This is a genomic window from Arthrobacter flavus (assembly GCF_039526005.1).
GTDB lineage: Bacteria > Actinomycetota > Actinomycetes > Actinomycetales > Micrococcaceae > Arthrobacter_D > Arthrobacter_D flavus.
Window position 1 is genome coordinate 269576 of sequence record NZ_BAAAIJ010000032.1, and the last position, 21269, is coordinate 290844.

The window sequence follows — 21269 nt, forward strand, 5'->3', positions numbered from 1 at the left end:
GTACTTCTGCTGGTTCCATCCCTTGCCCGAGCTGTCCGAACAGGCTCTTGAATGCGCCGTCGGTGGCGTTCCAGGCGGGGTTGGAGGTCGGGTAGAACACTGCACTTGGCAGCATGTCGAGGAACGGCGCCAGGGTTTCGTCGCCGGACATCTGTTCGGCACCGGAAACGGTGGTCGGCAGGAATCCTTCGGCACTGACCCATTCGACGTAGTTGTCCTCAGCGAAGAAGAAGTCCATGAACGTGGTGACTGCCTCGGCCTTGTCGCCGTCATTCTTGAACGACATGAGCCGGTCGGCAACACCGAGTGTGGCGGGCTCGCCCGACGCCGTCGGAATATTCGCCAGACCGTAGTTCAGCTCAGGGTTCTCGGCCTCGATTTGTCCGACGGTCTGGGGCAGACCGTAGACCATACCGATCTGGCCCTGAATGAACACGTTGATCATCGGGGTGCGTTGGGTGGCTCCCGGATCGGATTGGGTCAGGCCGTCGTCAATCATGCGCTTCATGAACTCGGCCGCTTCAAGGTTCTCAGGCGTGTCAACGGTGATTTCGGATTCGTCGCCGAATCCGCCGCCGTTGCCCGCCATCCAGATCAGCGCCTCGCCCTGGGCTTCTTCAGAGCCCAGGGGCATGCCGTAACCGGGGGTGCCGGTTTCGGTGATGGCTTCCGCCGCGTCGTAGAGCTCATCCCAGGTGGTCGGTGCTCCGTCAACGCCGGCTTCTTCGAACAGATCCTCGTTGTAGAACAGGGCGCGGGCCGAGGCCAGGAGTGGCAGGGCATACTGGGTGCCGTCGACCTGCTCGTTGGCCGCGAAGGACTCCTGGAAGTCTTCGAGGGTCTCGGGGGACGCGATTTCTTCCGCTGTATACAGCAGGCCCTCGGTAGCGAAGGCTGAGAAGGCGCCGCCGTTGTAGATGTCGGGTGCTTCACCGGCCTGGATCTGGGTGTTCAGCACCGACTCGAGATTCTCCCACGATTCGACCTGAAGGTTGACCGAGATGTCCTCGTTGGCGGCCTCGAAATCCTCGATGACGCCTTCCCAGAGGGCCCGGCTGTTATCGGAATAGCTGGGGACCAGCAGGTCCAGCGAAGTGCTGCCTTCTGCGTCTTGACCGGAATCCTCACCGCCAAAGCCGCAAGAGGTGAGCAAGAGACCGGCAGCCGCAACGCTCGCGACAACTCCGGTACGGATGGATTTCTTCATGGTTTCCTCGTTTTTCCAAAGGTGGTGCAGCTGCTCCAGCTGTCACAGGAATACTTGCAACAAGTTGACGGTATTGCGCTCAGAATGAGCATTACTGTTCATCCATTGTGGAACGATACTCGCGTGATCCACGTCTCACGTCAAGCTGACGCGAACATTGAAATCTGAGCGTTACATGACGCGAACTGCCCAAATTGTCCCCGGGATGGTTAGATTGGTACTGATTGCTTTACCTCTTGAAACGTCATACCTAATCACTCGCGGACTTAGCCGCGGCCACCGTGAAGGAGCGCCACATGTCCCATCCCACCGCCGAGGCACCCGGCGCCACGGCCCTCACCGGCACCCACATGGACCGCGAGCTTCATTCCCAGCCAGCGGTCTGGCGACAGGCGATCGATCAGGCCAGGGCCGAGGATCTGCTCCCGAAAGACGGCGAACGCGTGGCCGTGGTCGGCTGCGGCACGTCCTGGTTCATGGCGCAAAGTTATGCAGCTGCGCGCGAGGCAGCCGGACAAGGACTGACCGATGCGTTCGCGGCCTCCGAAGCAGCAGTGGTGGCCGGCCGCGGCTACGACGCGGTGGTTGCCATCTCCCGCTCGGGTACCACCACCGAGGTGCTGGAGCTGATGAGGTCGTTGAAGGGCTCCCTGCGGATGATCGCAGTGATCGGCGACGTCGAATCACCCGCCGTCGGGCTCGCCGACGACGTCGTGGCCCTGCCTTACGCCGACGAGCAGTCGGTGGTGCAGACCCGGTTCGCCACGGCAGCGCTCGTCTATCTGCTCACCTCTGTGGGGGTCGACCTGGAGCCGGCGTTGGCCGACGCCGAGGCGGCCCTGGCGGACGAGATCAGTCCCGGGCTGCTCGACGCCGAACAGTTCACCTTCCTCGGCACGACCTGGACGGTGGGCCTTGCCCACGAGGCAGGACTGAAAATGCGCGAAGGCGTCCAGGGTTGGACCGAGTCCTACCCGGCCATGGAATACCGTCACGGCCCCATCTCGATCGCCGCACCCGGGCGGGTCGTGTGGCTCTTCGGTGAGGACATCCCGGGCCTGGCCGACGACGTCGCTCCCACCGGCGCCGAGTATGTTCATACCGGACGCCACCCCTTGGCCGATCTCGCCCTGATCCACAAAATCACCCTGGAGCGGGCGAGGGCACGCGGCCTGGATCCCGACGTACCGCGCAACCTGACCCGCTCGGTCATTCTCGACCCCGCAACCACCCACGATTCGTAGTCCCGCCGTGACCACCATCGACCCACCGCCAACCTCACTGCCGACCCCGGAGCCAGCCACCGGTACCGGCCAGGATTTGGTGCTGGCCATCGACGTGGGTGGTACCGACCTGAAGTCGGCACTCGCAGACCCTGCAGGGGCCTTGATCGATATCCGGCGCACTGCCACGCCTGCCAGCAGCGGGGTGCCGGGTGAAAGCATCGTTGAGCGGTCGGCCGCATTGCTCGCCGAGTATCGGGGGGCCTGGCCAACGAAGAACATCGCGGCCATCGGGCTGATCGCGCCGGGCCTGGTCGATGAAGTGAATGGCGTCGGCATCTATTCTGCGAACCTCGGGTGGCGGGACTTTCCCTTCGCCGACCGGTTGCGGCGCGCCACTGGTCTGCCGGTCAGCTACGCGCACGACGTCGGCGCTGCAGGAGACGCGGAGATGCGCTTTGGTGCGGCCCGCGGGCTGGGCGATGTCGTGGTGATGATTGTCGGTACCGGCATTGCCGGTGCCGTCTTCTGCGACGGTAAGCGGGTCCTCGGGGGCGGATATGCCGGCGAACTGGGCCACGCCCAGGTGCCGGGCGGCCTCGACTGTACCTGCGGTCTCCGGGGCTGCCTGGAAACCATCGGGTCGGCCGGCGCGATCGCCCGCCGCTACACCGAGCTCAGCGGTCAGGCCGTGCCCGGTGCCCGAGAAGTGTTCGCCGCAGCAGCCGCAGGGGACCCGGTCGGCCGTCGGGTGATCGATGACGCCATCACCGCTTTGGCGTTCAGCATCGCCCAGTTGGTGGCGATCCTCGGCACCGAGGCGGTGGTCATTGGTGGCGGTTTGACGCAGGCCGGTGATGCGTTGCTTGACCCGCTGCGCCTGCAGGTCAAGCAGAACCTTTCCTTCCATCGTCACCCGGTCCTGCTCGCCGCCCAGATGGGTCAGGATGCAGGACTCATCGGCGCGGCGCTGCGCGCCCGCGACCTGCTGGACGCGCCGTGACACTGTACCCGCGCGGCCACGTCCTCACAGTGACCGCGAACCCAGCCATTGACCTGACCTATGCGGTGCCGCGGCTCATCCCCGGTGCCTCCCATCGCGTCTCGGCGCCGCTGCAGCGGGCAGGCGGTAAGGGCCTCAACGTGGCGAGAGTGGTACATCAGACCGGGTACCCGGCGGTCGCTGTGGCGCCCATTGGGGGGACAGCGGGCGACGAATTCAGCACCGAACTCTCAGCTAGCGGCGTCCCTCACGCCCTGGCCGAGGTGGCGGCGGCCACCCGGCGGAGCATGGCCTTTGTCGACAGGGAGGCAGGGCAGACGAGCATTTTCAATGAAGCAGGACGCCCGCTGGCCGCCACCGAGTGGAGTGCCCTCACCCTCCTGGTGGAAGAACACCTTGCTGGCGCCGGAGTGCTCGTGGGAGCCGGCAGCCTGCCGGAGGGAGCGCCAGCAGACTTCTACCCAGCGCTGGTCCGCCTGGCACAAGCGCACGGGAGTCCGTGCATCATCGATACCTCTGGCGCCGCTTTGCTCGCTGCGGCTGATGCTGGCGCCGATTTACTGAAACCCAACCACCACGAACTCCTCGAAGCGACCGGAGCGGCAACCATCGCCGACGGCGCCCAGACGTTGCTGGACCGCGGTGCGGGAACCGTCGTGGTCAGCTGCGCCGAGGCCGGGATGTACCTGTACCGGACGGGACAACCGCCCCAGCAGGGGTCACTGCCCCGAGTGGCCGGCAACCCGACGGGTGCCGGCGATGCAGCGGTGGCGGCGCTCGCCGTCGCGCTCGCGGCCGGCGTCGCTTCCGCGGAAACCCTGCTGCGGCTCGCTGTCGCGTGGTCCGCCGCCGCAGTCCTGATGCCAGCGGCCGGTGAGTTGCACCCCAGCTACCCGGACCTGGAACCAGCAGTCACCGTCATCCAACACCACCTATCCGAGCAGGAGCCCGGCGCATGACCCTCACACCGACACGCGATCTGATGGCTGCGGCCTCGGCCGCAGGAACCGGGATTGGCGCGTTCAACGTCATCCAGCTGGAAACCGCCGAGGCGTTGGTAGCCGGGGCCGAGGCGGCGGGGCTGCCCGTGATCCTCCAAATTTCCGAGAACTGCGTCAAGTATCACCGCCGGCTGGAACCGATCGCCCTCGCCACCCTTGCCATCGCCCGGTCAGCCCTGGTGCCGGTCGCAGTGCATCTTGACCATGCCGAAGATCCCGAACTGGCGGTCGCTGCGGTGGATCTGGGCTTCGGATCGGTGATGTACGACGGCGCGGCCCTGGACTTCGACCAGAACGTCGCCACCACCACCCGTGTCGCCACCTACGCCCGGGAGCGCGGCGTGTATGTGGAAGCCGAGCTCGGCAAGGTCGGCGGCAAGGACGGTGCTCACGCCCCGGGCGTCAGGACGGACCCGGGGGAAGCCGCCGCCTTCGTGGCGGCCACAGGGGTCGACGCGCTCGCCGTCGCCGTCGGCTCCTCCCACGCCATGACCCAGCGCAGCGCCGAACTGGACCTGGTCCTGATCGCGGCCCTGAAATCGGTGCTCGAGGTGCCGCTGGTCCTGCACGGGTCGTCGGGGGTTTCCGACGACAATATCGCTGCAGCGATCCGGGCCGGGATGACCAAAATCAATGTCTCAACGCACCTGAACAGCCTCTCCACCCGGGCCGTTCGCCTGTATCTGGACCACAATCCGTCCACCGTCGACCCGCGGAAGTACATCGGGGCCGGGCGTGCCGCCATCGAACCGGAAACTGCACGCCTGCTGACCCTCTTTGCTACCGCCCGCCCGGTCCCTCCGGCAGCCAGCAGCAACGAGAACGGACCAGTGGGATGAAACGCGCGGAACGGCTCAGCGCCATCCTTGACCTGCTCTCCGAAGCCACCCAGGTGGATGTTGACGAAATAGTCAGCAAGCTCAAAGTCTCACCGGCCACCGCCCGGCGGGATCTTGACAGCCTCGCGGAGCAGCGGTTGCTGACCCGCACGCACGGTGGGGCCACCATCGAAACGGTCGCCTACGATCTTCCCGGGCGTTACAACAAGGACGCCCACGCCGAACAGAAGCGCGCGATCGCGCAGGCAGCAAGCAACCTCATCCCCAAGGGCGCGGTGATCGGCCTGTGCGGCGGGACCACCAGTACGGCGATCGCCTCGGCCCTCAGCAAACGCAGCGACCTCATGGAGCCGTCGAACAAGCCCACACTCACGGTCGTCACGAATGCCATCAACATTGCAGCCCAGCTCGCTGTCCGGCCCAACTTTAAAATCATGGTCACCGGCGGGATCGTCAATCCCCGCTCATATGAGCTGGTGGGCTCATACGCTGACGCGGTGCTGCAGCGGGTGGCCCTCGACCTGGCGTTTGTTGGGGTCAACGGGCTGGACCCGATCGTCGGGCCCACCATCAGCGACGAGGGTGAGGCAGCGGTCAACGCAATGGTCGCCAAACGCGCCACCCAGGCCTACGTTGTCGCTGATTCGTCGAAGATCGGTACCCGATGCTTCGCCACCATGACCGGCTACACCTTCAGTAATCTGATCACCGACTCAGGCATCACCGCCGCTCAGCGGCGGTCCTTTGAAGACCACGGGACCACCGTCATCGTCGCGCCGAAGCTGGGTACCGAATAGCCCCAAGGATCGCCCACTAGGATGGCTGGCATGTCCACCGAGATACCCAAAGCGTCCACGACGCCGACGCCGGACGACGCCCACCGGGCGGTGCCCGGTCATCGTCGGCGAATCACCGCGGAGATAGCGATTGTGCTGGGGCTTTCGCTCGGACAATCGGCCGTCTACGCGGTGGTTAACCTGCTCGACAAGCTCAGCCAGGCACCCCTCGCCGCGCAGACCACCCGGCTGAATCCGGTCCTGAACGACCGCCAGTTCTTCGACCTCACTTACCAGTTGCTCGGGATCTTTTTCGCCCTGGTTCCCGTGTTCCTGGTGCTATTCCTGCTGACGGAGCCAGGAAAGTCGGCATTCCGTACCCTGGGATTCACCTTCAGCCGGCCGCGGGTCGATTTCGGCCTGGGGTTCGGCTTGGCGGCGGTGATCGGGGTCGGCACACTCGGCGTATATGCGGCAGGGCGTGCGCTGGGCATCACGACGGCAATCGAACCCGCCGCGCTCGACGCCTACTGGTGGACTGTGCCCGTCCTGATTCTTTCGGCGCTGCGTCATGCAGTGGTCGAAGAGGTCATTGTGGTCGGGTACCTGTTTCACCGGCTGAAACAGCTCGGCTGGTCAACGCCGGTCATCATCGTCACCAGTGCCCTGCTCCGGGGCAGCTACCACCTGTATCAGGGGTTTGGGCCGTTTATCGGCAATGTCCTCATGGGTCTGATTTTTGGGTACGCCTACACCAGGACCAAACGGGTGATGCCCCTGGTCATCGCCCACGCCCTGCTCGATATCGCCGGATTCGTGGGTTTCGCCCTCTTTGGATCGGCGATTGGGATCGGCGACTAGTCGCGTGGCGCCCTGTCGGCCGGTCGCGCGGCAGGGCGCTGCTAGATCTCCACCAGACCGTTGGTGGTCTGGAAGGTCACGGACATGATGCCGGGAGTGCCGTTGGGCGCCACCCATTGCACAACTACCTCATCGAGCGGCTCTGTCGCTGGCGTGCCCAACCATTCAGCGATCCTGTCAGGGGATCCTGCAATGGTCAGCGAATCGAGGCGGACTGTGGCGGGGCGGGCCTGTGAGGGGTGTAGCGCTTCAGTGCCGTCGTCCCAGCGCAACATGTAGGGGACCTGGGGGTCAGCGATCAGCCCCTTGATGCCGATCTGCTGCCAGGTGAGCTCCTGACCGTCAGGGAATTTACGGTTGCCAGGGACGGCGCTACGACCGAGGCGTTCCTCGAAGGGGGTCAGATCATCCACGGCAACACACCAGCCCATCCAGCCGCCGCCCGCCTCGGACCGGGCCCTGACTGCCTGACCGAAGGGAGCTTTGTCGGAGGCCGGGTGATTCAATACCTCAACAACTTCGAGGTATTGACCGTTCAGCAGCGGGAAAATCATGTTCCTGGTGCCGAAACGGGGATGCACACCGCCCTTCACCGGATCGACGCCGAGGGCATCGGCGATCCGCCCAGCAGTGGCTACGAGGCCGTCGGGTTCACAGGCATATGAGACATGGTCCAAGCGCATGGCCCTAGTTTGGCACTTTGTGATCTGTGTCTCGACTTAGGGTACCCTTATCAACGAGAAGGCGTCTCGCACCACCCCGGGCAGCCATCAAGACCGCGGGAAACAGTTGAATGAACAGGCCCAAGACGACGAGATAGACAAAAATATCGACGAGATCGATCGGGCGGATCCGCAGGGCGAGAGTTTATCGGGCTGCCGCGAGGCCGACTTGGGTCCTTTGGCCACGGACGTTCACATATTTGCGTCGAAGCTGCGTTGTCGGGTTATCTAGGAACAGGTCACGAGTGCCAGCACGGAGCGGATCACCCCGCTCCACCAAGCCCCGGCTAGCTGGACGGCAACCCTCCTTCGCGGTGGGGTGCCCCGGGTGACGACCAGGCGGCGGACAGGGTGTCCGGCGCAAGCGCGGATTCCGAGGTGGGCGATACCAGTGACAACTATTCACACCGCACAACAGGTCAAGGCCCCGGTGACACCTGACGGCGTCGTCCGTTCACAAGGCCTTGGCCCCTTCACGTGTGAAACCGGGGGGCACCTGCCCGAGATGACGCTCGCCTATGAAACCTGGGGCGCCCTCAACGAGGAGCGGTCCAACGCCGTCCTGATTCAGCATGCGCTGACCGGCAGCTCCCATGTTGCCCGCGGCGATTCGACCGAAGACGGCTGGTGGGACCAGCTGGTGGGCCCAGGAAAAACCATCGACACCAGCCGGTACTTTGTCGTGTCCATCAATATGCTCGGCGGCTGCTACGGATCCACCGGACCTGCGTCAGCGGGTCCCGACGGCGTCCCCTGGGGCTCCCGATTCCCCTACCTCACCGTCAGGGACTCGGTCCGTGCCGAGGCGCTCCTCGCTGATGCGCTCGGCATCGATCGATGGCACTCGGTGGTCGGCGGGTCACTCGGCGGCGCGAGGGCCCTTGAGTGGGCTCTGGTGTACCCGGAGCGGGTCGAACGCTGCGCAGTCATCGCCTGCACTGCCGCGAGCTCGGCAGAGCAGATTGCCTTCGGCCAGGCGCAGTTGCAGGCTATCCGGTTGGACCCGGGATTCGCCGCGGGCGACTACTACCCGGGACCAGGCCCGGTTGGCGGACTCGGGCTGGCTAGGCGCATTGCGCACATCACCTACCGGTCCGAGCCAGAGCTGGAGCACCGCTTCGGCCGGACGGCGCAGGGTGCTGAGACCCCCTTCGGCTCGTCGGACCCGGCAGCCCGTGGCAGATTTCAGGTCGAAAGCTACCTTGACCATCAGGCCAGCAAGCTGGTGGAGCGGTTCGACGCCAACAGCTATGTGGTCCTGACCGAAGCACTAATGGGGCACGATGCTGGCCGGGACCGCGGCCCCCTGCACCTGGCCTTGCGGGAGGCCACCGCCGAGTTCTTCATCGCAGCGGTTGACTCGGACCGGTTGTATCACCCCAGCCAGTCCCACACCCTGGCGCAGGCCTTGCCGGGTGAGGTGCCCGTGCACACGATCGTCTCACCGATCGGCCACGATGCCTTCCTGACCGAGATTCAGCAGCTCGATCAACGCCTGCGGGAAGCCTTCTACGGCGATCACTAGTGGGGGATTAGCCGCCGACGCCTGGGGGCATGCCGGGCCCAAAGATGGGAGCGGCGTCCGGCCTTTTTGCCAGCACACCGTCGCCCGAGGACTGGCGGCGGAGCCGGCGCAGCACCCAGGGAACGAAATACACCTTGGCCCATACCAGGTCCTCCGTGCGCGCCGCGCGCCAGCTCCGATGCGGCAGCGGTTGCGGGGCGAGCGGTGTCAGCGAATGCGGCACGGCGAGGGTTTCCAGCACCATCATGGCAATGGTGTGATGGCCCAGTGGGGAAAAGTGCAACCGGTCTCCATCCCACATTTGCGGGTTCACCAGTTGCCGGAGCGCCCACATGTCTGCGATCAGCGCGTCATGCCGGGCGGCGATAATGCGCAGGTTTTCGTTGAAAATCGCTGTCCTGGACCTGAAGTTTCCCAGCACCGACTCGCGCGCGTCGGGACCAGTGAACAGGACGACCGTCGCATGGTCAGCGCTGAGCGCCTCAACAGCACCGTCCAGCCTGGCCGCTAGCTGGTCCGGGTCGCCACCCGGCCGGATCAGGTCGTTGCCGCCAGCCGAGATGGTGACCAGGTCCGGCTTCAGGGCCAAAGCCGGCGCAACCTGCTGGTCTACGATCTGCTGCAGCAGCCGGCCCCGGACGGCGAGGTTGGCGTACGCGAAATCCTCCCGGCTCGTGCTGAGTTCTTCGGCGACCCGGTCAGCCCACCCCCTGTTGCCGCCCACGCTCTCGGGATTCGGATCTCCAATCCCCTCGGTGAATGAGTCACCGAGGGCAACATAGCGCGTCCACGGGTGGGGGATACTGTTCGCCACGCTGTTGTCGGGCGTGCTGTCGTTTGGGTCGGCCGGGGTGTCCGGCGTCAGGTACAGGTTCCGGTTCATCCTTCTATCCTGTTATAGACCGATACTGAACGCGACCCTTGGCGCGTGAAAGAATACGTCAATGACTCTTTCGGAATCACCTCACCTGCCAGTTGCCGATCGCACCACCGCGCCCGCCTGGGATCCTGTGGTCCTGTGGTCACGGCCCGCGGCGGAACGCGAGGGTACCGCCCTGCTCGTCATGTTCCACGGGCATCTTGCCAACGAGGAAGACCTCATGGGCTTGGTTGACCATCTGCCGCCCAACCTCACGGTCGCCTCCGTGCGTGGCCCCCACGCAATGGGGCCGGGGTTCACCTGGTTCCCCCTCGCCCAGGACACCGGATACTCGGTGGATCTCGTGACGGATACCGTCGCCAAGGTAGCCAGCTGGCTTGACTCGGTGAAAGCCGGCCATACCAGTGTGTCCCTGCTCGGCTTCTCCATGGGAATGGCCGTCGCTACCACCCTCCTGCGTCACCGCCCCCGCGACTTCACTGCCGTCGTCGGGCTCTCAGGGTTTGTGGTGCCCGCCGAGGGCAGCGAGTTTTTCAATGACGACGACGCCGCAGCGCACCCGGTGCCGCTCTTCTGGGGCCGCGATCAGGAGGATCCCGTGATCACGGCGGACCGGATTGAATTCACCCACCGTTGGGCTGTCGCGCATACAAACCTCACCAAGGTGCTGTATGCGGGCATCGCGCACAGCATCAGCATGCGTGAGCTTGCCCACGTCAAGGAATTCCTTGAGCTGACTGTCTTTGGGATTGAACCGCAGCCTAACCGCCGTTAGCCGTCTCACGGACGATGGTGACCGAGGCGCCATTGACGGTGACCACGTCGCCGGGATGGAGCTGGGCGCCGCGGCGCTCCTCGATAGCCCCGTTGACCTTCACGAGGCCGTTATCCACCAGCTCCTTGGCCTGCGCGCCATCCTCGGCCAGATTGGACAGCTTCAGCAACTGACCCAGCCTGATCATGTCATCAGTGATGGGGATGGTGTGGCCAACGGTCGGATCGCTTTCTGGGGATTCGTTCATGGCTCCATTCTGCCCGACCCTGCTGGTGTCAGCGGCATGGGTCCGAATCGTCAGTCGTTCGACTGGTCCCAGGACACGGGCCAGCCTGCCATAGGATCAATGGGTGTCATACCACCCCCGGCTTCCCCTGTTCCTCGGCCTGCTGCTTGCCGTCTCAGCCGGAGTGGCAATTCCCCTCCAGGGGAGAATCAACGGTGCCCTCGGGACACAGCTCAACGATGGGCTTGCTGCAGCGCTCGTCAGCTTCAGTACGGGCCTCGTCCTGATGGTGGTCATCACCCTCGTGCTGCCGCGGGGGCGGGCCGGCTTCCGGCAGATTATCCCCTCGGTGCGGGAGCGGCGGTTCCCGCCCGTTTATCTTGCCGCCGGCACCATCGGTGCGTTCTTTGTGTTCTCCCAATCCCTGACCATCGGTGTCCTGGGGGTGGCGCTCTTCACGGTTGCGGCAGTGATGGGCCAGACCCTCAGCGGCCTGCTCGCCGACCGTGCAGGCATCGGGCCGGCAGGGAAGCGGCCGCTGACCGTGATGCGGTTGATTGGCACGGCGCTCGCCGTCGCCGCTGTGGTGTGGGCGGTATCGCCCCGGTTCGGTGCCACCGGTGACCTGCACAGCTGGTTGATTCCGGTGCTCCTGCCGATCATGGCCGGGTTCCTCATCAGCTTCCAGCAGGCCATGAACGGTACCGCGTCGGTTCACTATGGGACCCCAATTATCGCCACCCTGATCAATTTCATCGCCGGAGCATCGGTCCTGCTGTTCGCCTGGCTGATCAAACTTCTGATCGCCGGACCGGGCGGAGCCCTGCCCACCGAGTGGTCGTACTACCTTGGGGGTCCGCTGGGATGCGTCTTCATCGGGCTGGGAGCGGTACTGGTCCGGAGCCTGGGCGTCCTGCTCACTGGGCTCGGTATGATCGCAGGCCAACTGGTCGGTTCCCTGGTGCTCGATCTGGTCTTCCCGACCCCGGGCACAGTGGTGGAACTTGCCACCGTGGCGGGGCCCATCCTCACCCTCGTCGCCATTGTGCTGACCACCTTGCCCTGGCCGAGGCGAGCCCTCCGGGTGCGTTGACCAGCGGACCCGCACACCCTGGATCCGGCAGTGGAGACACCTCGGTAGGCTAAGGTTGTACCTTCGATTCGAGCAGGCATCCAGCACCCTTTTGGCACCCCTCACCGGGATCAGTCAGGGGAACCATGAGCTGGAGCTCAGCCCTGCCGGACACCACCACGGACCGCACCCAGCGGCCTGTAGAAATGGAGAACCATCTTGGCCAAGAACCAGTCCGCACTCGACCCCATCATTTCCCTCGCGAAGCGCCGCGGGTTTGTCTTCCAGGCGGGGGAAATCTACGGCGGATCACGGTCGGCCTGGGACTACGGGCCCCTCGGCGCCGAGTTGAAGGAAAACATCAAGCGCCAGTGGTGGCAGTCGGTGGTGCGAGGGCGCGACGACGTCGTCGGCCTCGACTCCTCGGTGATCCTGCCCCGCAAGGTGTGGGAGGCCTCCGGCCATGTGGACGTCTTCAGCGACCCCCTGGTGGAGTGCCTGAGCTGCCACAAGCGGTACCGGGCCGACCACCTTGAGGAGGAGTACGAGGAAAAGAAAGGCCGGGCCCCCGAGAACGGCCTCAAGGACATTGCCTGCGCCAACTGCGGCACCCGTGGCGAATGGACCGAACCGCAGGAGTTCTCCGGCCTGCTGAAAACCTTCCTGGGCCCCGTCGCCAACGAGGAGGGGATGCATTATCTGCGTCCCGAGACCGCGCAGGGCATCTTCGTGAACTTCAACAACGTGCTCAACACGTCCCGGAAGAAGCCTCCGTTCGGAATCGGCCAGATCGGCAAGAGCTTCCGCAACGAAATCACCCCGGGCAACTTCATCTTCCGCACCCGCGAGTTCGAACAGATGGAAATGGAATTCTTCGTCGAGCCCGGCACCGACGACGAGTGGCACGAATACTGGATCAAGAACCGCCTCGACTGGTACACGGACCTGGGCATCAAGCCCGACAATCTGCGGCTGTTCGTGCACCCGCTGGAGAAGCTCAGCCACTACTCCAAGGGCACCACCGACATCGAATACCGGTTCGGCTTCCAGGGCTCCGAGTGGGGCGAGCTGGAAGGCATTGCGAACCGCACCGACTTTGACCTCTCCACCCACTCGAAGCACTCCGGTACCGACCTGAGCTACTTCAACCAGGGCACCAACGAGCGGTACACGCCGTACGTGATCGAACCCGCCGCTGGACTGACCCGGTCCTTCATGGCGTTCCTGGTGGATTCCTATACGGAGGACGAAGCCCCCAACTCCAAGGGTGGCGTCGACAAACGCACGGTTCTGAAGCTTGACCCACGCCTCGCGCCGGTCAAGGCTGCCGTGCTGCCCCTGAGCCGCAACGAGGACCTCTCGCCGAAGGCGAAGGATCTTGCCGCGCAGTTGCGCCGAAACTGGAACATCGACTTCGACGACGCCGGTGCGATTGGACGTCGCTACCGTCGCCAGGACGAGATCGGCACCCCGTTCTGCATTACCGTGGATTTCGAGACCCTCGAGGACCAGGCCGTCACCATCAGGGAACGCGACACCATGGCCCAGGAACGCGTCTCCCTGGACAAGGTTGAGGGCTACCTCGCCGCACGGCTGATCGGCTCCTGATGGCGCTGAACTACCGCGAATGGCGCGACGGCGACGACCTGGAGCTCATCCAGCTCTGGGGTGGACCCGAGAACGCGCAGGTGGAACAGGCCCGGGCGCTGTTCCGCCCGTCGTCGAACACCCCATGGCTGCGCTGCATCGTGGCCGAAGACATGACCGGAACCGGTTCAGCGGGAACCGGCACGGCAGAAACCAGTACTGGTGTTCCGGTCGCCGCAGCGTATGTCTTCGAACCGAAGCTGCACAACCAGCGGCTGTGGGCCTACATTGAGGTCGCTGCGGACCACCGCCGCACCGGTGTCGGGTCCACCCTGCTGGCGATGCTGCGCCACGAGGCGGGCGGATCGCCGTCGGGCGCTACCCAGTTGCGGGCGAAGGTGATTCCAGGCAGTACCGGCGGGGACTTCGCTGCGGCGTCAGGGTTCGGGCAGATCCAGCGGTCTCGGATCGTCAAGATGGAGCCCGGTGCGCTGTCGCTGCCGGTCTTCGATGACGCTGGTGGCCCGCAACTGGACGAAGCGGCGACCGGATCGGTTGAACTGACCACCGCCGTCGCCGCCTGGTACAACGCGGTGCACGCGTGGGATCCAGCGGACATGACCCTGGGCCAGGCCCAGCAGTATCTACTCGCCGACACCACCGGAGCCGGGGGAGCAGTGGTCCTCCGGGACAAGCCGCAGGCCGACGGCGGCAGGATCGCCGCGTTTGCCATCAGCTACACCCAGACCCGGACCGATGATCCGGCTGATGTTCTGGTGGGGTACGACCCGACGCTGGCCCCCGCGGAGCAGGAAGCCGCAGCGGCCTCTCTCCTGGCGATGCTGGTGCACCAGTTCCCGGTGCTCGTCGAGGTGGACGATTCGATGACCGCACTCGTCAACGTGATCGATCCGCTCCTGGCTGTGGGAAGCGCGAGCGTGAGCGCACCCGAGACCCTGGTCGTCAGCGACTAGCGACTGGGCGGCGCGACGTGAGATCAGGCGGGCCCGCGACGCGTGGGCCCGCCTGTTCCCACGTCTGGACTACTGACGCTCGTGCCGCCCGCTGGCCCTGTCGTGGGCGTCGGCCGCCATCCGTTCTTCCTCGGTCATGGCGCCACCGCCCAGGGTAGCGGGATGCCACCATGCGCCGGTCTCGGGGTCCAGCGGGAAGGTGGCGATACCGCGGTCAATGCCGTCCTGCAGTTCCGCCCGCAACTGCTCGGTCTCCCTGACGACGTCGGCGTCCGCGCTGTGCCAGATCGGCGGACTGATGTGGACCCGCACGGGTGCCCTGAAGATTGCTTTGAGGGACAGCTTGTGGCCGCGGCTCATGAACCGGTGAGACCCCCACACGGACATCGGAAGGATCGGCACACCAGCCTCTGCTGCCAGACGGACCGCACCGGTTTTCAGTTCACGGACGGTGTAGCTGCGGCTTACTCCGGCCTCGGGCAGGATTGCCACATACTCGCCGGCCTTCAGCTTCTCCAACGCACCCTGATAGGCGGCACTGCCTGCGCTGCGGTCAACGACCACGTGCCCTGCAGCTCTGATCGCGGGCCCGGCGAACCAGTGGGCCGCCGCCCCCTTGGTGATGAGGAACCGCATCTGGGCGCGTGCATGCCGCCACAGCACCAGTTCGGCGAACGCGAAATCGAGGTACCCAAAGTGGGTGATCGCCACCACAGCTCCCTGGCCCGGGACCGGGCGCCGTGACCTGCCGTTCAGTGGACCCGCCGGTAGGAGGTTCTCCTGACCGGACACCATGACCCGCACGCGGAACACAAACCGGAGCGCCTGTCCGGTGTGCACGATCATGCGGTAGAAGCGGTCATTGGGCTGGGGCTGCCAACGCCCGATTTTCTCGGTCAGTCGACTCATGTTGATGCACCTCGTCCGGGTTTAGGTGGCAGCGGGAAGAAACCACTGGTGTTCTCAATGTATTCGCGGTAGCCGGGGCGGGTGCTGAGCCGCTTTTCCGTGAGGGGCTTGCCGGTCTTGTTGGAAAGGGTCCAGAACATCAGGGCGGGGGAAAGGACGGTCAGCACCCCTGGCCAGGAATCAGCCGATACCAGGAACAGACCCACCCACACGGCGGCGTCCCCGAAATAGTTGGGGTGCCGGGTGTAGCGCCACAGGCCCTTGTCCATCACGGTGCCTTTATTCGCCGGATTGTTCCGGAATGCGGCCATTTGGTAGTCCCCGACCGATTCGAAGAAGAACCCGACCAGCCAGATCACAGCACCGACCCAGGCCAGCCAGCCCAGGGGACCGGTGGCGTACATTCCCACCTGAACGGGCAGTGAGACGAAGAGCATCACCACGCCCTGCGTCAGATAGATCTTTCGCACGGCATAAGCGTTGCGGGAACCCGTCGCCTCGCTCAGCATGTCCTCGTACCGCGGGTCCTCCGCGCCGTCGCGGGCCCGCCACCCGATGAATCCGGCCAGTCTCAGCCCCCACGCAGCGGTGAGTAGCAACAGCAGCCAGCGGCGGGCGTCGTCGCCAGCTGAATCCATCGGTACCTGGGCGGAGGTGACGAACGTGATCGCTGCGATCACCACAAACCCGAGCCCCCACGCCGTATCGATCACCGAGTGGCGCTTCTGCACCTGGGCCACCGCGAAGGTGGCCGCGAGGAGCACGACGACGCCGAGCGCCGCCCAGCCGAAGCCTCCGAGGAAGCTGAGAAACGGGAAGTCGGGCATCGTTCACCTTCAGGGTAGTGGGGTGGTCCGTTAGACGGTGATGGAGAGGGGCTGGTCGCCGACCAGGAGATCGCGGGCGGGCAGGGTGCCGTCCGGATGGATAGCGGCTCCGGTGTCCTCGGTGAAGGACTGCAGGACGAAGGAGGCGGTGAGCTCATGCCAGAGCCGTGCTTTCTTGACCATGAAATGCCCGGCGTTACTGACCGTCACGTAGTGCAGGTCCGTCGCCAGAGGGCGGGCGCGGTGCGCATAGCGGAGGGACTGCCGGTGGGAGGTCCACCGGTCCGAGTCGCCATGCAGGATCAGGACGCGTTTGCCGGAGACGGGATCGGCCGGAGTGGTCTCGCTCAGCCAGGGAGCCAGGGACGCGACCGCGCGTACGTCGGGATCGTCGGCCACGCACAGGGCAACCAAGCCACCCATCGAATGCCCGACCAGATAGATGGGGACACCCGGATGCCGGTCACGGATCGCGGCCAGCGCCCAGCGCGCATCATGCAACGGGGACATTTCTTGACCGTTCCACCCCCTCACGCTATTGCGAAGGGACCACACCGCCAGGCCGTGATCCTTGCCGCGGCTGTGAACGAGGGCAGCGAAGGGAACCATCCGCACCGGACTGAGGTGTCGGGCACGGACCGGTTCGAAACTGTTCGCCCGGCCGCCGTGAAGCACCAGGACCACGCCCTTCACCGGTCCTGTCGCCTGCCGAACAGTCACCACTGGGGCATGCGCAACGGTTCCGGCAGGAACCTCATCCGATTCACTAAACCGTTCTTTCATCTGCCCTTTTCCGTCTGCTGCGTAGTGTTGTGCCAAACCTTGGGTATAGCTTATGTCGCGGGCCGGGGCGGTTTCTTCCCCGCGTAGAATTCCATGAAGCACCGAACCAGTGCGTCGCATCTCATCAAGGACAGCTAGGAACCTCGTGGGCCACAGCCACACTCATGACACAGGCAATTCGGAGCCAACCCCGGCAACGATTGGCGCACGAAAACGCGCAAATCTTTTGCTTGCGGCGATCCTGGTTCCGATCGGCGTCCTGACGGTGATTGGCATGATGCTTCTGTGGCCCAGCGGTGACCGCAGCAGCGTCACGATCTCCAATCCCTATGCCACCGCCGACGGCGTTTCCATCGACGTCGGGCAGGTGGAACGAGTCTCGGAAGAAGACTGCCCCTCGTCCCAGCCGACCGTCGATGCGGGCGGGGACGCGCTGCAGTGCCAGGTCGCCTACACGGCGCCCGACGCCGGTGGTGCCCTCGTTCCGGTGGAGGTCACACCCGAGCTGGCCCGTGCCGGTGCGGTTGAGGCCGGGGACAAAATCCGGTACCTGAACCTGGACGGAGTCATCCAGGGAGGCAGCGCCCCCTACATCTTCATGGACTTCGTCAGGACGGTGCCGATGATGTGGCTCGCCGTCCTCTACGCCGTGGTCGTCGTTGCGGTTGCGCGGTGGCGGGGGCTGCGGGCGATGATCGGTCTGGTCGGTGCACTGGTGGTGCTCGCGCAGTTCATTTTGCCGGGTCTGGTCGAGGGGAAGCCTCCACTGTTGCTGGCCCTGGTGGGATCCGTGGTGATCATGATCGGGGTGCTGTACTTCGCCCACGGCTTCTCCGCGAGAACCTCGACGGCATTGCTGGGCACCCTGTTCGGACTCTCCATCACTGCCCTGCTGGCGGCCTGGGCGACCGAATCCATTTACCTCTTCGGGGTGGGCGACGAAAATGCCTACGCCCTGGTCAACTCCTCGGGGGAAGTGTCGATCTCCGCAATCATCATGTGCGGCCTGATCATTTCCGGGCTGGGCGTCCTCAACGATGTGACAATCACGCAGTCGTCAGCGGTGTGGGAACTCTACGAGCTGGCCCCCAACACTTCATCCCGGCGGTTGTTCTCCGGCGCCATGCGGATTGGACGCGACCACATCGCCTCCACGGTCTACACCATTGCCTTCGCCTATGCTGGTGCAGCGCTGCCCCTGCTGATCCTCGTCTCGCTGTACGACCGGACGCTGCTGGAGAACCTCACCAGCGGAGAGCTCGCCGAGGAGGTGGTGCGCACCCTTGTGGGCTCGATCGGCCTGGTATTGGCCATCCCCGCCACCACCCTGATCGCCGTGTTGGTGGTCAAGGCGGTAGGTATCCGTCAGCACGCTGCGGCCGACGGAGGCGGTCAGACACCGGGTCAGCTGGTGGCCGGAAGCGCAGCCAGCTCAGCCGGCGGCCAGACCGTGAGTGTCGCTCCGGGCGGCGGCGACATCGAAACCCGGCGGTCGCGGCGGGACCGGGATGCACACGGGGCCGAGTAGCGGAGGGTTGCTGCGCTTTCCGATTTGCTTCAGCTTGCGACAATAGACACGTGACTGTCGTATCAACCCTGCCCGCCGACACCCGTCTGGACCTGCCACCGCTGCAGCTCGGCGACATTACCGTGAAGACCCCGGTGGTCCTCGCGCCGATGGCGGGTATCACCAATACCGCGTTCCGCCGCCTGTGCCGCGAATACGGCGGTGGCCTGTATGTCTCCGAAATGGTGACCTCACGGGCCCTGGTGGAACGCAACCCCGAGTCCCTGCGGATCATCTCGCACGACGACGACGAAGCGGTCCGCTCCGTCCAGCTCTACGGCGTTGACCCCGTCACAGTGGGCGCCGCGGTCAGGATCCTCGTCGAGGAGGACCGCGCCGATCACATCGACCTCAACTTCGGTTGCCCGGTACCGAAGGTCACCCGGAAGGGCGGCGGCGCCGCGCTGCCATGGAAGCTTGACCTGTTCACAGGCATCGTCCAGACCGCAGTCCGGGAAGCCTCGAAGGGCGATATCCCGTTGACCATCAAGATGCGCAAAGGGATCGACGAGGATCACCTGACGTTCCGCGAGGCGGGAAAGATCGCCCGCGATAGTGGGGTCGCCGCGGTGGCGCTGCACGGGCGCACTGCCTCCCAGTTCTACTCCGGCAAGGCCGATTGGAACGCCATTGCTGAGCTCCGCGAAGCACTGCCGGACATTCCGGTGCTGGGCAACGGCGACATCTGGTCGGCGGAGGACGCCATCCGCATGGTCCGCCAGACCGGCGTCGACGGCGTCGTCATCGGACGCGGGTGCCAGGGCCGGCCGTGGCTGTTCGGGGACCTGATGAACGCCTTTGAGGGAGACAGCACCCGGCACCAGCCCGGCCTCGGTCAGGTCGCCGACACTGTCTACCGGCACGCCGAACTGTTGGTCGACACCTTCGGGAACGAAATGATGGCGCTGCGGGACATCCGCAAGCACATGGCCTGGTACTTCAAGGGCTACGTGGTGGGTGGGGAACTGCGCGCCAAACTGGCCGCCGTCCCCACCCTTGAGGTGCTGCGTGAGCTGCTGGCCGAGCTCGACGCCGAGTCCCCGTACCCGGGCGCCGACGCCGAGGGGCCCCGCGGACGTGCCGGCAGCCCCAAGAAGACCTCCCTACCCCAGGACTGGCTGAGTTCCCGAGCCCTCAACGATGCACAGCAGGCGGACATTTCCGCCGCGGAAGTGGATGTGTCAGGTGGCTGAACCCAGTTTCCCGCACGCGCCAGTCACAGCCGGGTACACCGACGCCGACATGCAGCGGTGGGTGGACGAGCCCGCCAAGAGCACCCACCGGTCCCATTTCGAGCGTGACCGTGCCCGGGTCCTGCACTCCTCGGCGTTGCGACGCCTCGGCGCCAAAACCCAGGTGGTCGCCCCGGACACGGACGACTTCGTGCGCACGCGCCTGACCCACAGCCTCGAGGTGGCACAGGTGGGCCGCGAGCTTGGTCGGGCGCTTGGCTGCGACCCGGACATTGTCGACGCCGCCTGCCTGGCCCACGACCTCGGCCACCCACCGTTCGGCCACAACGGCGAGTCGACGCTGAACGACCTCGCGCACTCGGTTGGCGGATTCGAAGGCAACGCCCAGACCCTGCGGCTGCTGACACGGCTGGAACCGAAGGTCATCCGGGCGGACGGCACCCCAGCCGGCCTCAACCTCACCCGCGCCAGCCTCGACGCGGCCTCAAAGTATCCCTGGACCGCTGCCAACGCACCTGTGCTTCAGGGGCAGCGCACCTCAAAGTTCGGCGCGTACGAGGACGACCTGCCGGTCTTCACCTGGCTTCGCGACGGTGCGCCTGCCGGCCAGTCCTGCCTGGAAGCGCAGGTGATGGATCTTGCCGACGACATTTCCTACTCGGTGCACGACGTTGAAGACGCAATTGTTGCTGGCCATTTCCAGCTCAAGCAGCTGGCCAGCTCGGACACGCGCGCCCGGGTGGTCGGCTACACCCAGCAGTGGTATCTCCCACACAGCGACCCGGCTGCCATCGACGCCGCCCTGGCCCGGCTTGAAGCCACCGATGTGTGGGTCCGCGACGCGGACGGCAGCAGACGCTCAATGGCGGCGCTGAAAAACATGACCAGCCAGCTCATCGGTCGGTTCTGCCTCAGCGCACTCGCCGCTACCCGTGCCATCTACGGCCACGCACCCCTCACCCGGTACCACGCCAAAATGGTGGTTCCCGAGGAGACCGAACTCGAAATCGCCGTCATGAAGGGCCTCGCCACCACCTTCGTCATGACCTCCGAACGGCGCCAACCCGTCTATGAACGGCAGCGCGAGGTACTCAGTTCCCTGGTGGCGCAGATGGCCGCGGCGGGGGACAGGTTCCTCGAACCCACCTTCGCCGCTGATTGGAAGGACGCCTCCGACGACGACGCCCGGCTCCGGGTGGTGATCGACCAGGTGGCTTCACTCACGGATGCGTCGGCGCTGTCCCTCCACCGTCGGGTCGTCGGACCGGTGCCGTCCCTCTGGTAAACGCGAGTGGTGAACGCGAGGGCTGACTCCTCCT

General features: G+C 65.3%; 21 protein-coding genes and 1 riboswitch. Of the genes, 14 read left to right on the forward strand and 7 right to left on the reverse strand.

What is annotated here, in order from left to right; translation table 11 throughout:
- The coding region (locus ABD059_RS08810) for an extracellular solute-binding protein (RefSeq protein ID WP_343879111.1) at nucleotides 1-1207 on the reverse strand (1207 nt) is incomplete at its 3' end.
- Between the two features lie 296 nt (nucleotides 1208-1503).
- On the opposite strand from ABD059_RS08810, the gene ABD059_RS08815 reads away from it, so the two are divergent.
- The 6 genes from ABD059_RS08815 to ABD059_RS08840 are packed head-to-tail and all read left to right on the forward strand — an operon-like array spanning nucleotide 1504 to nucleotide 6910.
- Nucleotides 1504-2451, forward strand: coding sequence for an SIS domain-containing protein (locus ABD059_RS08815; RefSeq protein WP_343879113.1), 948 nt, complete (start codon nucleotides 1504-1506; stop codon nucleotides 2449-2451).
- 7 nt (nucleotides 2452-2458) lie between these two features.
- The gene (locus ABD059_RS08820) at nucleotides 2459-3433 is read left to right on the forward strand and encodes an ROK family protein (protein WP_343879115.1); all 975 of its coding nucleotides are present in this window, start codon (nucleotides 2459-2461) and stop codon (nucleotides 3431-3433) included.
- On the forward strand, nucleotides 3430-4392 hold the full coding sequence (locus tag ABD059_RS08825) for a 1-phosphofructokinase family hexose kinase (RefSeq protein ID WP_343879117.1): 963 nt from the start codon (nucleotides 3430-3432) through the stop codon (nucleotides 4390-4392). Before ABD059_RS08820 ends, ABD059_RS08825 begins: the two co-directional genes overlap by 4 nt.
- Nucleotides 4389-5273 (forward strand): class II fructose-bisphosphate aldolase, encoded by an 885-nt coding sequence (locus ABD059_RS08830; RefSeq protein ID WP_343879119.1) that lies wholly within the window; start codon nucleotides 4389-4391, stop codon nucleotides 5271-5273. Before ABD059_RS08825 ends, ABD059_RS08830 begins: the two co-directional genes overlap by 4 nt.
- Nucleotides 5270-6070 (forward strand): DeoR/GlpR family DNA-binding transcription regulator, encoded by an 801-nt coding sequence (locus ABD059_RS08835; protein WP_343879121.1) that lies wholly within the window; start codon nucleotides 5270-5272, stop codon nucleotides 6068-6070. The genes ABD059_RS08830 and ABD059_RS08835 overlap by 4 nt, the downstream gene beginning before the upstream one ends.
- A 30-nt stretch (nucleotides 6071-6100) precedes the next feature.
- A complete protein-coding gene (locus tag ABD059_RS08840; protein WP_343879123.1) occupies nucleotides 6101-6910 on the forward strand; it encodes a CPBP family intramembrane glutamic endopeptidase in 810 nt (269 codons plus the stop codon).
- A 41-nt stretch (nucleotides 6911-6951) separates the two neighbouring features.
- Here the strand turns inward: ABD059_RS08840 and ABD059_RS08845 are convergent, their stop codons facing one another.
- Entirely contained in the window at nucleotides 6952-7593 is a 642-nt protein-coding gene (locus ABD059_RS08845) for a VOC family protein (protein ID WP_343879125.1), read from the reverse strand.
- Between the two features lie 276 nt (nucleotides 7594-7869).
- Nucleotides 7870-8005, forward strand: a riboswitch (SAM riboswitch).
- Nucleotides 8006-8023: 18 nt separating this feature from the next.
- On the opposite strand from ABD059_RS08845, the gene metX reads away from it, so the two are divergent.
- Entirely contained in the window at nucleotides 8024-9157 is a 1134-nt protein-coding gene (gene metX, locus ABD059_RS08850) for a homoserine O-acetyltransferase MetX (RefSeq protein WP_343879127.1), read from the forward strand.
- Between the two features lie 7 nt (nucleotides 9158-9164).
- On the opposite strand, the gene ABD059_RS08855 is transcribed toward metX, so the two are convergent.
- Nucleotides 9165-10040 carry an SGNH/GDSL hydrolase family protein gene (locus ABD059_RS08855; protein ID WP_343879129.1) on the reverse strand — a complete coding sequence of 292 codons (876 nt, stop codon included), beginning with the start codon at nucleotides 10038-10040 and terminating at the stop codon, nucleotides 9165-9167.
- A 61-nt stretch (nucleotides 10041-10101) separates the two neighbouring features.
- Here ABD059_RS08855 and ABD059_RS08860 point away from each other — a divergent pair, with 61 nt between their 5' ends.
- Nucleotides 10102-10812, forward strand: coding sequence for an alpha/beta hydrolase (locus ABD059_RS08860; protein WP_343879131.1), 711 nt, complete (start codon nucleotides 10102-10104; stop codon nucleotides 10810-10812).
- Here the strand turns inward: ABD059_RS08860 and ABD059_RS08865 are convergent.
- Nucleotides 10799-11059, reverse strand: a complete 261-nt coding sequence (locus tag ABD059_RS08865) for an RNA-binding S4 domain-containing protein (RefSeq protein ID WP_343879133.1) — start codon at nucleotides 11057-11059, stop codon at nucleotides 10799-10801. The two genes, ABD059_RS08860 and ABD059_RS08865, sit on opposite strands and share 14 nt — an antisense overlap.
- 103 nt (nucleotides 11060-11162) lie before the next feature.
- Between ABD059_RS08865 and ABD059_RS08870 the strand changes: the two genes are divergently transcribed.
- From ABD059_RS08870 to ABD059_RS08880, 3 genes are all read left to right on the forward strand, one after another.
- Nucleotides 11163-12131 (forward strand): DMT family transporter, encoded by a 969-nt coding sequence (locus ABD059_RS08870; RefSeq protein ID WP_343879135.1) that lies wholly within the window; start codon nucleotides 11163-11165, stop codon nucleotides 12129-12131.
- A gap of 198 nt (nucleotides 12132-12329) precedes the next feature.
- On the forward strand, nucleotides 12330-13718 hold the full coding sequence (locus ABD059_RS08875) for a glycine--tRNA ligase (protein ID WP_343879137.1): 1389 nt from the start codon (nucleotides 12330-12332) through the stop codon (nucleotides 13716-13718).
- Nucleotides 13718-14671, forward strand: coding sequence for a GNAT family N-acetyltransferase (locus ABD059_RS08880; RefSeq protein WP_343879139.1), 954 nt, complete (start codon nucleotides 13718-13720; stop codon nucleotides 14669-14671). Before ABD059_RS08875 ends, ABD059_RS08880 begins: the two co-directional genes overlap by 1 nt.
- Nucleotides 14672-14740: 69 nt before the next feature.
- Here the strand turns inward: ABD059_RS08880 and ABD059_RS08885 are convergent, their stop codons facing one another.
- From ABD059_RS08885 to ABD059_RS08895, 3 genes are read right to left on the reverse strand one after another with little or no spacing between them, the layout of a single operon-like run.
- Nucleotides 14741-15580 carry a lysophospholipid acyltransferase family protein gene (locus ABD059_RS08885; protein WP_343879141.1) on the reverse strand — a complete coding sequence of 280 codons (840 nt, stop codon included), beginning with the start codon at nucleotides 15578-15580 and terminating at the stop codon, nucleotides 14741-14743.
- Entirely contained in the window at nucleotides 15577-16407 is an 831-nt protein-coding gene (locus tag ABD059_RS08890) for a DUF1295 domain-containing protein (protein WP_343879143.1), read from the reverse strand. Before ABD059_RS08890 ends, ABD059_RS08885 begins: the two co-directional genes overlap by 4 nt.
- A gap of 30 nt (nucleotides 16408-16437) precedes the next feature.
- Nucleotides 16438-17190, reverse strand: a complete 753-nt coding sequence (locus tag ABD059_RS08895; RefSeq protein ID WP_343879145.1) for an alpha/beta hydrolase — start codon at nucleotides 17188-17190, stop codon at nucleotides 16438-16440.
- Between the two features lie 145 nt (nucleotides 17191-17335).
- On the opposite strand from ABD059_RS08895, the gene ABD059_RS08900 reads away from it, so the two are divergent.
- From ABD059_RS08900 to ABD059_RS08910, 3 genes are read left to right on the forward strand one after another with little or no spacing between them, the layout of a single operon-like run.
- The gene (locus ABD059_RS08900) at nucleotides 17336-18718 is read left to right on the forward strand and encodes a YibE/F family protein (RefSeq protein ID WP_343879147.1); all 1383 of its coding nucleotides are present in this window, start codon (nucleotides 17336-17338) and stop codon (nucleotides 18716-18718) included.
- Nucleotides 18719-18768: 50 nt separating this feature from the next.
- Entirely contained in the window at nucleotides 18769-19950 is a 1182-nt protein-coding gene (gene dusB, locus ABD059_RS08905) for a tRNA dihydrouridine synthase DusB (protein WP_343879149.1), read from the forward strand.
- Entirely contained in the window at nucleotides 19934-21235 is a 1302-nt protein-coding gene (locus tag ABD059_RS08910) for a deoxyguanosinetriphosphate triphosphohydrolase (protein ID WP_343879151.1), read from the forward strand. Before dusB ends, ABD059_RS08910 begins: the two co-directional genes overlap by 17 nt.
- Nucleotides 21236-21269: the final 34 nt, after the last annotated feature.